Source organism: Arthrobacter burdickii, assembly GCF_030433645.1.
Classification (GTDB): Bacteria; Actinomycetota; Actinomycetes; order Actinomycetales; family Micrococcaceae; genus Arthrobacter_D; species Arthrobacter_D burdickii.
The window spans coordinates 527,488-540,969 of sequence record NZ_JAROCG010000002.1 but is presented as its reverse complement, the minus strand read 5'-3'; the positions used below and the strand labels follow the sequence as shown (position 1 = coordinate 540,969).

Genomic DNA, 13,482 nt, shown 5'->3' with positions numbered 1-13,482 from the left:
TCCCCGCTTTCACCCCTACGCCATAGCGGCGCCGCACGATAGGACCGTGAGTGACACCCAGTAGCGCGTCGCCAGCAGGACCAGCACAGGAGAACCAGCAGTCTCCCCGCACCCGGCGCTCTCGAAACCCGCGCCGCCTTGTCCTGCGGCGAGTGCTGCTGGGCGCCGGCATCGCCGTCCTCCTCCTCGCCATCTGCGGTGGCTGGCTCGCCTTTCGCGCGGTGCAGATCAAGCAGAACCTCGAGTCCGCCATGGTGCTCCTCCCCGCGCTTCAGGAGCAGGTGACCGCCAGAGACCTGCCCGCGGCGGGTATGACGCTCGACGACGTCGAGCGTCATACCACCGACGCCCGTACTGCCGGTACGGACCCGCTGTGGAAGGCCGCGGGCATCCTGCCGCTGATCGGTGCGAACTTTTCGGCCATCAGCGAGGTCACCGTCTCGGCGGACGACGTCGTCAACCGTGCCGTGGCTCCAATGCTCGACAAGGTGGAAACCCTCGACTGGGATGCGCTCACTCCCGCGAATGGCCGGGTGGATGTTGCCCCGTTAGCGGGCATCGCGCCGACACTCGCCTCGGCCGCGACCACGGTTCAGTTGTCCTACGACCGGCTGGACGGCATCGACAACACCAGGCTTTTACCTCAGGTTGCTGGCCCCCTCCAGCAGGCTGTCGGCGAGCTCGACGACGTCCGCGCACCGCTGAACAGTGCCTCCCGTGCCGCGCAGCTCCTCCCCGCCATGATGGGGGCCGACGGCCCACGGAACTACCTGGTGCTGGTCCAGAACAGCGCGGAGACTCGCGCGACAGGTGGGATTTCCGGTGCCCTCGCCGTGCTCACTGCGGACGATGGTCGCATTGCCCTCACCGACCAGGGCAGTTCCAGTGAGATGGGGAAGTTCGACCCGCCCGTCGAGGTGGATACAGAACAGGAACAGATCTACTCGTACCGCATGGGGGCCTACATCCAGAGCGTCAACCTGACCCCCGACTTCCCCACAGCCGCCCAGACGGCGAAGACCATGTGGGAAGAGCGACACGAAGGCTCCCGCATCGACGGGGTGATCGCCCTGGATCCGGTGGTGCTCGCCAATATTCTCCGGGCTACAGGACCAGTGGAACTGGGGACCTTCGACGACCCGGAAGTGGACGCTCTGCTCGCCGAGACCGAATTGCCCACGGCACTCGACTCCACCAATGTGGTTCCCACGCTCCTGTCGGATGTGTATGCACAGATCGAGGAACCCGCCCTGCAGGATGAGTACTTCGCAGCGGTGGCCGGCAAGGTCTTCGGCGCCCTCGCCGGCGGTCAGGGCGACAGCGAGCAACTGGTGGAGGCCCTCGTCACGAGTTCGGACCAGGGCCGGCTCTACCTCTGGTCCGCCGCTCCTGCCGAGCAGGAGCTCATTGCGCGAACCGGGATAGCCGGTGCGGCAACGGGCCCCATGGTGGGCGGCGCCTCCTTCGGTGTCTACTTCAACGACGGCACTGGCGCCAAGATGGACTATTACGTCCGCAGGACAGTACAACTTCTGCGGGAGTGCTCGGACGACGGGTACTCGCAGTACACGGTTCGGGTGACGCTCGCGAACAGCGCTCCGGCCGATGCTGCCACGTCATTGCCGGCCTACGTGACCGGCGCCGGCGCTTTCGGCGTCGCTCCTGGCAGAGTGCAGACGAACACGGTCGCCTACGGCCCAGCGCAGTCACTCCTGCAGACCGCCCGGCTCAACGGCAAGGACATCCCCCTCGGGTCTTTCGCGCACGGCAACCGGCCGGTAGGCGTCCTGACCACCGAGTTGGGCCCGGGCGACACAGCGACGATCGAGATGGACTTCACGAAGGTGGTCCAGGAGAACGAACCCGCCCTGGACGTCACCCCCACCGTGCAGGATCCCGCAGACGTCGTCCTCCCTCTGGAGTCCACAGGGGCGTGCGCCTAGAGACCCTTGGACGCCAAGGTTAACAGTGCGTTACATCTTGCTGATACGCCCGGCGCTCCTTCTCATACTCGAGCAGCACTGCTAATTTGTGAGTGGAGATGCTTCTCATCCAAGTAGTACGTGTCGGTCATTAGAGTATTTCGCGGCAGTGCTATAGGGTACGGGAAGTAGATTCAGGGCGTTTGGGGAACGAAAGCCCGGTCACTTCACCTGTTTTTCTCTCGTCTCAAAAACTTTCTGGGGAGCCATCATGAACAAAACCGCCTCCGTCCTGGCCATCGCCGGGACCCTTACTTTCCTCGGAGCAGGCGCCGCGCAGGCAGCACCCGTGTCCACCCCCGCCTACGTACCCTCACAGGGCGGTGCCGTCAGCGACGGCACCGTTACGCCGGGCGCAACCGTCACCTTCACCGGCGTCGATGGCTTCTTCGGTCCGTTCGAAACAATCACCATCACCGTTGACCGCTCCAACGGCAGGCCGGGCGGCCCCGGGTTCAGTCCCCGGGGGGCTGGTTCGGCCCGCAACGGCCTCATCGTGCTCAACGCTGTTGTTCTGACCGAACAGGTCAAGGCTGACGCGAAGGGGAACTTCTCCTACTCCGTCAAGCTCCAGGAAGAGGGCGTCTACACGCTGACCGCTTCCAACGCCGCAGGCAAGTCGCTGACCCAGACCGTCGTCGTCGACTCGGCCAACGCTGCAGACGGAACCACCACGGGCACGACCGGCGGAACCACCGGCGGAACCACCACCGGCCAGGGCGGCCTCGCCAACACCGGTATCGATTCCGCAATGTTCCTCTGGGGCGCAGCGGGCATCGGTGCACTCGGCCTGGGCGCCGGCAGCATCGTGGTATCGCGTCGCCGCGCAGGCGCCGGAGCATAACTCCCGCACACCAACAACGAAGCGGACAGGCTCTTCCCGGCCTGTCCGCTTCGTTCGTTTAAGCCGGCAGGCCATGTACGCGAGCGGATCGAGTAGGACGCCGCACTCACCTGTGACCCGACGATCCTCGGGCTTCATCACTCGTGGCGCTACGTCCCGCCCGGTGCGCCCTACCTGCCTTTCACGAGTACTTACCCGTTCTTCCTCACTCCCCGGACAAGGGCGCTCGGCGTGGAAAGAATCGAGCTGGAGAACTTTCGGTCTCTCTCGGTCACCTCTACGTTGGGAAGAACTCATGAAGAGAATTATGGCTACTGTCGCCATCGCCGGCGCCCTCACCCTCTCGGGTGCTACAGCTGCTGCTGCCCTCGACTACCCTGCCGCTCCCGCCCGGGGAGGAGTGGATACCGGCACCGTCTCTCCCGGAGGGGCCGCGACGTTCACCGGTTCTGGCATGACCCCCGGGGAATCCGTGACGATCACTGTCACCTGCAACGGGAGTGACTATTCATCGATCGAGTCGGCCACCGTCGTCGCCGATGCACAGGGCAATTTCACCTATCGCGCCGTTCTGAACGTTCCCGGGGCCTGTACGCTCACCGCCGTTGGAACAGGGTCGGGCGCGACGGCCACAGCCCAGGTATCTGTCGTCGATGGTGTGGCCCAGACCCCCACGACCGGTCAGGGCCCTGCCGGCGGCCTTGCCAGCACCGGTCTCGATGACTCGACCGCCCTGTGGGGGGCCGCCGGGATCGGCGCCCTGACACTTGGCACCGCGGCCCTGGCCGCTTCCCGCCACCGCCCGAAGGACATCGCGGCCTGAGACTCCCCGTCTCCGACGTTCCGTAGAGGCCCCGGGCATCCCGCCCGGGGCCTCTGCTGTGGGGTACAGCGAGCTCCGCCCGGCCGACGAACTGCCTATTAAAGCGAATCGGCCCCCCGTCGTTGGAGGGCCGATCCGCTATCCGATGCTCCCTGGCACCTCTCGAGGTGCCGTCGGAGCAACTATGAGGGTCGGCGACGGCTGGGGACGAAGTCCTGGTCTCAAGAGAACTCCTACGCCGCCGACCCAGAACATGGGCCGTAGATGGTGTCCGGATCTCCGGTTTCGCCATCTTCGACTGAGACAACTCTAGGCGGATGATGGGGGGCCATCACGAGTAATCCAGACCCTAATCAAATCGGGAACTACTCAGATAAACCCCGGGATTACTTATCCGGACGGCCCCTGCTACGTACCGCGCAACAGTGGTTCGAGTTCGGCCGCAAGCTCTTCGCGCCGGCCTATTCCCAGCTTGACGTAGATGCGGTAAAGGTGCCCCTCGACGGTCCGGGTGGAGACGGTCAGGCTCCGCGCGATCTCCTTGTTGGACAGTCCCCGCAGGGCAAGCAGGGCGATCTCCCGTTCCCGCGAGGTGAGCGGCGAGGAACCCTCGAGTTCCACGGGCTCCACGAGCAGGCCGCCGTCGATCATGCCACGGCGCCGGCGAACGACGGCGGCAAGCGCACGCTGCGACCGCGCATCCCCCAATTCGGCATATGCTTCCATCGCCCGGCGGCAGGCATCCGTGGCGAGCAGGTATTTCTGGAACAACTCGGCGCGATCCCCTGCTTCGGCCAAGCCGGCCGCATCATGGGAGACCAGCGCCGAGGCGTAGGCGTGCAGGACGTCCGCCTCCGCTCCCTCGAGCGTGCCGGACACGCGCGCCAAGAGCTCCGGGGACCGCTCGTTGCCGAGCGCCGTCGCGAGTTCGAGGATGTCCTTCTCGCAGCTGAACCACCCGTTGCCGTGGGCCTCGGCGGCAAACTCCAGGAGGGCCGACTCCCTGGCACCCCGAAGGAGGAGTGTCTGGGCGGCGTCGTCGAACGCCCTGCCGAGCAGTGAATACTGACGACTCCCCCGGTGCTGGATGTGCGCCAGCTCCGCCGAACAGAGGGACACGAGATCCGGCTGGCCCAGGGCAGCTGCAGCCCAGGCGGTGACACCGAGGGCATAGGGCAGGAGGGCGTCCTGATCGCTGACACGCAGGGAGGCCAGGGCGGGACGCAGTTTCCCGAGGCCGCTGGAGAATTGCCCGCGACGGATGTCGGTTGCGGCGTCGAGGACAGCGAGGCTCCCACTGATGAACGAGTAGTCACGGCCCGCCCCCGGCGCGTACTCGTCCACGGCCTGCTGGGCCGCCAGGAAATCCCCGCTGTGCACGAGCAGGCTCACGTGGCGGAAGAACACCAGCCGATGCAGGTCCAGCATGGGTGGCGCGTGCGATTCCGCGAGGGTCAGGGCGGTGGCGGAGTGCTGCCGCCCCTCGGAGCCCCGCCCGAGCGCACCGAGTGCTTCGGCCAGGAAAGCGTGTGCCAGGACCATCACGCGGTGGCTGCTGCTGCCGGCTGCGACGAGTGGGCGGAGAGTCTCGACAGTCTCGCCGTAGCGCCCGATGAGGTTCCAGCCGAATCCCTGCATCACGACACGGTGCTGCTCGCTCGTGGGCAGGTCTGCGGCGAAAGTACCCGGCGGCGTTCCCGGCGCGGAGTCCTCTGCCTCGGGGGAAGTCGAGGAATCCGGGGAGTCCGGCCCCAGGGCGTTCAGCGCATCGGACCAACGGGCTACGACGTCCTCCGTCCCCGCGACGTCCTCGCCGGCGGCGAGAAGCTGCCTCACCTCGAGGACACCCGCAGCGGCGATCAGGCCGGGAGTCCCGCCCTTCTCGAGAAGCCCCTTCGACAGGTTCCGGGACTCCTCGAGCCGGGACAGTTCGAACAGGGCGATCGCGCGGTTCACCTGCGCTCCCGTCGCGAGGCGTTCTGCCCGCACTGCGCTCGCGAGCCTCAGTGCCGATCGGGGATCCAGAAGGGTCAGCGCCAGGCCGGCCAGTTCGAGCAGCTGTTCGTCCGCCACGGGTTCGCCGCAGTCCAGGCTCCACAGCGCATGCCTGATCTGTGCCCGCGGCGGAAGGGGCAGCAGATGGCTCTTCGACCGCAGTTCCCGGTGGAGTGCGTTGCTGCGGCCCACCGGGATCAGCTTGCGCGCGATGCGGGCGTAGAGGTCGTGCATGTGCATGGCGAACGCTGGATTGTCGGGTGCGCTTTGGATGAGCCCCTCGGAGAGAAGCGCGAACACGGCCTCTTCGCTGCTCACACTCACGAGGTCCGCGAAGGCGACCACCTCGCCCAGGGCGAGCACGTCGAACGCCTTCCGCTGGAGGTCGTCCAGTTCCAAGGTGATGGCGCGCACGAGGTCGATCAGTGCGGCCGGCACATTGAGCTCGCCGTCGGCCAGGGTCCAGACGCCCTCGGGCTTGGTCAGGCTCCCGTTCATCAGCGCCTCGTCGAGGATCGCCTTGAGGAACAGCGGATTCCCGGAGGCCTCGTCGCACAGGCGGTCACTCGCCCCCCGGACGATGCCGGCTCCGAGGACCTGCGTGCACAGTTCCCGCGCGTCCACATAGCCCAGCGGTGCGACGTCGTACCTCTCGAGCAGGCCGTCGCGGCACAGTGACACGAGTTCGTCGGACACCGGCGTGACGGACCGGGAGAACACGGCAAGCCGGACGGTCCGCGACGTGACGAGCTGGGCCAGCAGGTGGCTGCTGTCGTCGTCGAGCAGGTGGGCGTCGTCGACGATGACGAGGATCGGGCGCCCGTTGGCCCTTCCCCGGAGGAACGACATCACCATGCGAAGGACGGACAGCGGTGAGGCCATGTCCTCCGCGGTCGCGTCCGTCAGGAACGGGCCGAGGGCACCGTACGGGATGGCGCCGAGGGCGGAAGCCGGTGTCACGAGGAACGGGGCGAACTGACCCTGCAGGCGCTTGAGGAGGTGCCGCGCCATGACGCTCTTGCCCGTGCCGGTGTCCCCGTAGACGAAGGCACCGTACACATCATCCTGCCCGAGCGTCTCCTCGATGGCCGAGAGCAGCGTGCTCCGGCCGACGAGGGGAACATCACCGGACAGTGCGGAGAACATCAGAAGTCGCTCTCCGCCGGAACGAGTTCAGCGAGTTCGGTCCGGGTACTGACGTTGAGCTTCGAGTACACCTGATACAGATGGCCTTCCACCGTCCGAACGGAGACGAACAGCTTCTGGGCGATCACCCGGTTGCTGCTGCCGGCTGCAGCCATCGCCGCGACCTCACGCTCGCGGGCGGTGAGGAGGTCGAGGTTCGCAGCGGCGGCGGTGGCCTGTGGTGCATCGGGTAGCAGTTCCTTCAGCCGTCGCTGGATGATCCGCAACCCCGACCGGTCCTGGTTGCGGGTGGTGGCGTTGATGCCGGACTGTGCGATGTCCGCCGCCAGGCGGTAGTCGCCCGAGGCTGCGGCGCACTCCATCGCCTCGATCAGCAGCCCGACGTCGGAGTGCAGGAGCGCCCGTGAGTACAGGGTGCAGGCCCGTGCAAGCGGTCCCTGCAATGAGGCAGCAAGCGCCCCGAGGTCGGCAACGGCTTCCTGGCGGCCGAGGCGCACCGCGGCGGCCAGGCTCACGAGGGCCCAGATGCTCGCCCCATCCTGCAGGTCCTTCGAGGCACGCTCCTGCAACCTGCGTGCAGCCTCTCCGCGGTTCTCGGTACGGGCCGACGCCAGGAGCTGGTAGTGCCGCGCAGCACGGCGCACCACCCACGAGTTCCCGCGGCCCGGCTCGGACAAGGGAAGGTATGCGATCACGTGCTCCAGTGGACTGGCGAGCGCGTGGCAATAGGTGAGCGCAGCTCCTGCGAGCGGCAGGATCCCGTGCGGATCAGTGACGCGCAACTGCTCGACCACCGGTTCCAGGACGCTCACGGCGTCACGGGCACGGCCGAGCCCGACCATCGCCAGGCCTTCGGACAGCTGGGTGAGCGAGCCCCGCCTGAACGACCACCGGTCGGAGGAACGCCGGATCGATTCCAGGAGCTCGGCCACCTCGCTCCAGCCGCCCGTCAGCAGGAACGCGGTCTCGACGCGGAGCAGCGCAGCATCTGCGACCCGATAGGACACGTCGGGATGCGCCAGCCGACGTACCAGCGATCGCGCCAGGTCATAGCCCGCCGACCGCTGGTCCACCGTGGCCTGCGCTTCGAGGAGCAGTGACTGGACCACGACCTGGAATTCGCGGTCCTCGCGGTCCGCGGACGCGGACGCATCGGTCTCCACGAGGCCTGGCAGGGTCTCCAGGTTGTCGCGGTAGCGCCCTTCGAACGACGCGAGTTCTGCACGCGCGAGGAACACCTTGCGGCCGAGCCGGGCCAGTTCCGCCGCTGCCCGCTCGTCCCCGTCCGTCTGCGCGTCGCGCTGCCAGCCGGCCAGCCTCTCCGCGGCCTCGGTGAGCGGTTCGGCCGCGTCGGCGGGCGGGCGCAGTCGCCGCGCCCGGGACTCCTCGATCTTGTACAGGGTCCATGCTGCGGGGTCGAGCCGGTCCTCCACCGCGGCGAGGACCGCCAGATGGGCTGTGGCAGCCTCGAGGTCGCCCTGGCCGAGGGCGGCCACGACCCCTTGGTACGCCAGCCGGTGCGAACCGGGAGCCGTGCCGAGTGTGGCGATGAGTTCCGCGGCCCGGGCATAGTGGCCGTCGTCGTTCAGGGCAGTGGCGGCGGCCACAGCCTGATCCTCGCCCACAGGGAGAGCGGCCCGCAGCAACCACGCCACCAGGCGGGCCGGGTCGGCTGCGATCTGCCGGGACGCTGCCGGAAGCCCCTGGAGGTGCTGGTACAGGTCCAGTGCCTCTGCGGTACCGATGGCCTGGGCCACGGCGACCGACAGCCCGGGTGTCGCGAGGCGTACCCGGGGCTCCACTTCGGAGTCGACGACGAGGATGCCGGCGTCCTGCAGCGTGTCGAGGTCGGCGGGGTCGGCGCGCCGTGCGAGGTCGAACCAGTCCAGCGCTCCTGCGAGGGCTACCAGGTTCACGATGTTGCGCTGGTCGGGCGTGAGTGCGAGGAGCAGCGGCGAGTTGCCGACCACTTCCTGTCCGGTGCCCAGCCGGTCCGGCAGGAGTACCCAGGCCTCTCCGCGCCGTGTGAGGGTACCGCGCTGCACGAAGCCTTTGAGAGCGGCGCGGGTTGCCGGCAGGTTGCCTCCGCCGACGGCCCACAGTGCCTCGATGCATTCCCTGCTGGCTGGAGCACCGAGCTCCGACTCGACGAAGAGCCCGGTGTCCGCGAAGGTGAAGGGGCGAAGGTCGAAACGCCGGAGGGAGGCGTTGCGCCACAGCGTCATGAAGGCCGGATCTGCCTTCGCGAAGTCGGTGACCGTCAGGATCACGGACGCCACGTTCCCCGCGACGAGCTGGCCGATCAGCGCGGAGGACGACCTGTCCAGGTGTTCGGCGTTGTCGACGGCGAAGACCACGCGCCGTCCGCCGGCCTCCGTCTGGAGGTGGGTCGACACGGCGCCGAACACGAGTGCCGGGTGCGTGACCGTGGCGGCCAGTTCCGAGAGCAGGAAGCTCAGGGCCCGGAAGGGGAAGGGTGCGGCAGAGTGCAGCCCGCGGACGTGGATGAGGTAGGTGTCCCCCAGGAACCGCTGCACGTGCTGCAGCACGGCGGTCTTCCCGGCGCCGTGCGCACCCACCACGACGGCGCCGGCCGAGCCGGGCTCCCGCACCGCGCGCAGTATGCCCGTCATCTCCTCCGCACGCCCGATGAAGGGCCCGTGCACCGGCGACTGGTCGGGCCGGGGAGCCGCCACCCGCAGGGGCTGGGTAGCGGGAGGGAGTGGATGGGACTGGACGAGATTGTGAGACCGCATGAAAGATCAGCTTCTTCCCAGCTTGTGACAGGTTTCTGAAAGTCAGCCTAGGAAGGGAAACGTGACGCGGCACGAGTGGCGGCTACGGAATCGTCAGGTCTCTTACTTGAATCTCCTACGTGGCGCCGGTCCGCACTACTCGTTTTCGGGTGCACTGTACTCGGCGGGGGCGAGGCTCGTATAGGGTATCCCGCGTGCTCACGCGCCCCGCCGTCCCACGTAGCGGGGGCCGAGTGTTGACGAAAGCAGGGTTTCTCAGGCGTTGCCGTCGAACAGGCTCGTCACTGATCCGTCGTCGAATACTTCGCGGATCGCACGGGCGATCAGCGGTGCGATCGACAGGACCGTGAGCTGCGGGAAGCGCTTCTCGGATGGTATCGGCAGGGTGTTCGTCACCACAACTTCACGGGCACCCGACTCCGCAAGGCGCCGCGATGCGGGCTCCGAGAAGACCGCGTGCGTCGCGGCGATGATGACATCCTTGGCGCCGGCGTTCTTCAGCACCTGCACGGCACCGGAGATCGTCCCGCCCGTGTCGATCATGTCGTCGATGAGCACGCAGGTGCGCCCCTCGACCTGCCCGACGACCTGCTTGGACACTGCCTGGTTGGGAACCGTGAGGTCACGGCTCTTGTGCACGAAGGCCAGGGGCGCGCCACCGAGGCGCTCCGCCCACTGTTCGGCCACCCGTACGCGCCCCGTATCCGGGGACACGACCGTGACGTTGTCCGCGTCGACCCGGGTGCGGATGTAGTCCGCGAGCAGCGGGATCGCCATGAGGTGGTCCACGGGTCCGTCGAAGAAGCCCTGGATCTGCGACGTGTGGAGGTCCACCGACATCAGGCGGTTGGCGCCCGCGGTCTTGTAGAGGTCCGCGACGAGACGGGCCGAGATCGGCTCGCGGCCGCGGCCCTTCTTGTCCTGGCGCGCGTAGGGGTAGAACGGCGAGACCACCGTGATGCGCTTCGCCGACGCCCTCTTCAGGGAGTCGACCATGATGAGCTGCTCCATGAGCCAGTTGTTCAGGGGGGCCGGGTGCGCCTGGATGACGAAGACGTCGGTGCCGCGGACGCTCTCACCCGACCGTACGTAGATCTCGCCGTTCGCGAAGTCGTACGCCGACACCGGAAGGAGCTCGGTGCCGAGCCAGGAGGCGATCTCCTCGGCGAGTTCGGGGTGCGCGCGCCCTGAGGCGAGCACCAGTTTCTTTTCGCCGTGCGCCGTGATCTCGCTCATGACTGACCGCTTTCCTGTGGTTCCTGGATGTGTGCTGGAGAGGTTTCCGGTGTGCTTGCGGCCGCTGCCTCCGCTGATGCGGTGCCCGGCCGCTTGGCGGCGGTCCACCCGTCGACGTTGCGCTGCGGGGCGACACTGAGGCCGAGCGCCCCGGCGGGGAGGTCCTTGCGGATGACAGCCCCGGCGCCCGTGTACGCGCCGTCACCGACGGAGACCGGGGCGACGAAGACGGTGTTGGAGCTCGTCCTGACGTGGGAACCGATGACCGTGCGGTGCTTGTTCACGCCGTCGTAGTTGGCCGTGATGTTTCCGCAGCCGATGTTGGTGTATTCGCCGATCTCGGCGTCACCCGCGTACCCGAGGTGCGAGAGCTTGGAGCCGCGTCCGATGGTCACGTTCTTCGTCTCGTAGAACGCGCCGATCTTCCCGTCCTGGCCCAGGACCGTTCCGGGACGCAGGTAGGTGAAGGGGCCGACGCTCGCACCGGCACCGATGCGCGCACCGCTCCCGTGCGTCCGGACCACGTGCGCGCCTTCGCCCACGACGACGTCCGTCAGCGTGGTGTCGGGACCGACGACGGCGTCGCGGGCGATGACGGTGGCGCCGTGCAGCTGGGTCCCGGGCAGCACGGTGACGTCCTCGTCGAGCTCGACCGAGGCGTCGATCCACGTGGTGGCCGGGTCGAGGATGGTGACGCCGGCACGCATCCAGCGCTCGAGGATCCTGCGGTTGAGTTCGGCACCGAGGTGGGCGAGCTGCACCCGGTCATTGGCGCCCTCGACCTGCCAGCGGTCCTGCACCAGGAGGCCGGCGACGCGTCCGCCGTCGGCGCGGGCGATACCGAGGACGTCCGTGAGGTAGAGCTCGCCCTGGGCGTTGCTGGCATCGATCCGGCCCAGTGCGGTGCGCAGGACCGCCGCGTCGAAGGCGTAGATGCCGGAGTTGACCTCGCGGATGGCACGCTGGCCCTCATCCGCATCCTTGTGCTCGACGATGCCGAGGACCGTGCCGTCCGCGGCCCGGACGATGCGCCCGTACCCCGTGGCGTCGTCGAGTTCGGCGGTGAGGACGGTGACGGCATTGCCGGCCTGTGTGTGGGCTTCGACGAGGCCCCTCAACGTGGACGCCTCGAGCAGGGGGACGTCCCCGTAGGTGACGACGACCGTGCCCTCGATGGTCCCGCCCGTCGCGTCGAGCGCGTCGAGCGCCACCTGGACGGCCCGCCCGGTACCGGGGATCTCGTCCTGGTCGACGAGCACCGCCTCGGGATCGATCGCGGCGACGTGGCTCGCGACGAGGTCGCGTTCATGGCGGACGACGACGGCAAGCTCACGGGGAGCGATGCCCCTCGCTGCCGCAAGGGCGTGTCCGACCATCGAGCGTCCACCGAGGGTGTGGAGGATCTTGGGGGTACGGGACTTCATCCGCGTGCCGGCACCAGCGGCGAGGACGATGACCGCCGCCGGAGGGGTGTGCTGGGACGTCATCGTGGTCTCTTCGCTCTGGGGGCTCACGAAGCGGGCACTCCTACCTGTGGTCTCGTGGCCGGCCCCGCGTCCCAGGGGGAACACGTGGCCGGGGCTTGCGCCGTTCCGCCCATAGGATTCGAACCTATACTCCACAGCTCCAAAGGCTGGGGTGCTGCCGTTACACCAGGGCGGACCATGCGGCAGCAGCACCTCCGATGAGGAGCACCTGCGCACGGTTATCCAGTTTGCCATGGAGTTCCGACGGCAGCGACTTCGCGGGGCCGGCCATTGACCGACCAGCTAGCATATTGCTGTCCTTGTTCCACTATCCCGGGGAAGATCTGTGGCTGTTACGCCCGTGCGCAATGCGCAAGAACGACATGCAGCGCCACGCCGGAACGGTGACGGAAGGACTGGCGCTCCCTCCGCAGGCGGCGGTTGCCCTTTCTGCGGCCACTCCTCCCCCGGGGTGGCTCCCGGGCTCGTCGACCGGGTACTGGACAGGATCTTCCGCGGGCGTGTCGCCTGCATCTGCCCCGTCCCGCAGCAGCAGCATGGACTCGGTGCCCCGAAGCCGTGCTCGTGCGCGCACCCCTTCCACAGGTCGTGACCCCGAACCAGGGATAACTGCGGCTGGTCCATTGAAGCCCGTCGGCAGCGGAGGCTACATTACGAGCATGCGTCCTACCCGGCCGGAGATGTCCAACGCTGTTCCGCCGCCTATCGTCAGGCGGCACCGGCCTCCCCCGTTGCTCCGCGTCGCGGGCGGTCTGTGGCTCCTCGGCGTGGTGACCGGAGCCGTCTCGCTCGTCTTCGCGTTCCTGGACCGCGGAGCGCACCTCGACGATCTCCGGGAGACCGCGCTCACCCTCGACAGCCAGCTGGACGCTGCCCGGGTGGACGAGGTGGTCTCGATCGCCCTGTGGGGGACGATGGGGGCATTTGCGCTCGTCCTGCTGGTCGAGGCGCTGCTGGTCGAGCCACTGCTTCGGGGCCAGGGCTGGGCCCGTTGGGTGCTCCTCGGAACGGTGGTCCTCAATGCAGGCGCCGTGCTGCTGGTGCTGGCGTTCCTCGGCAACGACTCCCCCGGGTTCCAGCCAGTTCCGCACCTTGCCGTGGCCCAGTTGCTGCTCGCCGTCGTGGCCCTCGTCCTGACCCTGCTGCCGCCCGCTGCCCGCTGGTTCCGGGAGCGGCGTCCCCGGCGCTGACTGCTGGGCCTGCGGATGCGGCG

At 68.0% G+C, this 13,482-nt stretch carries 8 protein-coding genes and 1 tRNA gene; 4 read left to right on the top strand and 5 right to left on the bottom strand.

All coding sequences use genetic code 11. The annotated features are described in order from the left end of the window. Positions 1-50: 50 nt before the first annotated feature. The 3 genes from P5G52_RS17025 to P5G52_RS17015 all read left to right on the top strand — a co-directional run bounded on the left by P5G52_RS17025 (position 51) and on the right by P5G52_RS17015 (position 3,649). Positions 51-1,943, top strand: coding sequence for a DUF4012 domain-containing protein (locus tag P5G52_RS17025; RefSeq protein ID WP_301229734.1), 1,893 nt, complete (start codon positions 51-53; stop codon positions 1,941-1,943). 250 nt (positions 1,944-2,193) lie between these two features. After that, the gene (locus P5G52_RS17020) at positions 2,194-2,826 is read left to right on the top strand and encodes an LPXTG cell wall anchor domain-containing protein (protein ID WP_301229732.1); all 633 of its coding nucleotides are present in this window, start codon (positions 2,194-2,196) and stop codon (positions 2,824-2,826) included. Positions 2,827-3,121: 295 nt separating this feature from the next. After that, on the top strand, positions 3,122-3,649 hold the full coding sequence (locus P5G52_RS17015; protein WP_301229730.1) for a hypothetical protein: 528 nt from the start codon (positions 3,122-3,124) through the stop codon (positions 3,647-3,649). Between the two features lie 408 nt (positions 3,650-4,057). Here P5G52_RS17015 and P5G52_RS17010 read toward each other — a convergent pair whose 3' ends face one another. From P5G52_RS17010 to P5G52_RS16990, 5 genes are all read right to left on the bottom strand, one after another. Continuing rightward, positions 4,058-6,790 carry a helix-turn-helix transcriptional regulator gene (locus tag P5G52_RS17010; RefSeq protein WP_301229728.1) on the bottom strand — a complete coding sequence of 911 codons (2,733 nt, stop codon included), beginning with the start codon at positions 6,788-6,790 and terminating at the stop codon, positions 4,058-4,060. Next, positions 6,790-9,546: a helix-turn-helix transcriptional regulator gene (locus P5G52_RS17005; protein WP_301229726.1), complete on the bottom strand. Its 2,757-nt coding sequence runs from the start codon at positions 9,544-9,546 to the stop codon at positions 6,790-6,792. Before P5G52_RS17005 ends, P5G52_RS17010 begins: the two co-directional genes overlap by 1 nt. 255 nt (positions 9,547-9,801) lie before the next feature. Next, complete coding sequence (locus P5G52_RS17000; protein ID WP_087074781.1) at positions 9,802-10,782, bottom strand: ribose-phosphate diphosphokinase; 981 nt, start codon at positions 10,780-10,782, stop codon at positions 9,802-9,804. After that, a complete protein-coding gene (gene glmU / locus P5G52_RS16995) occupies positions 10,779-12,269 on the bottom strand; it encodes a bifunctional UDP-N-acetylglucosamine diphosphorylase/glucosamine-1-phosphate N-acetyltransferase GlmU (RefSeq protein ID WP_301230195.1) in 1,491 nt (496 codons plus the stop codon). The genes P5G52_RS17000 and glmU overlap by 4 nt, the downstream gene beginning before the upstream one ends. Before the next feature lie 103 nt (positions 12,270-12,372). After that, positions 12,373-12,444 (bottom strand) — tRNA-Gln (locus tag P5G52_RS16990). Between the two features lie 556 nt (positions 12,445-13,000). Between P5G52_RS16990 and P5G52_RS16985 the strand changes: the two genes are divergently transcribed. Then, the gene (locus tag P5G52_RS16985; protein ID WP_301229723.1) at positions 13,001-13,459 is read left to right on the top strand and encodes a hypothetical protein; all 459 of its coding nucleotides are present in this window, start codon (positions 13,001-13,003) and stop codon (positions 13,457-13,459) included. Positions 13,460-13,482: the final 23 nt, after the last annotated feature.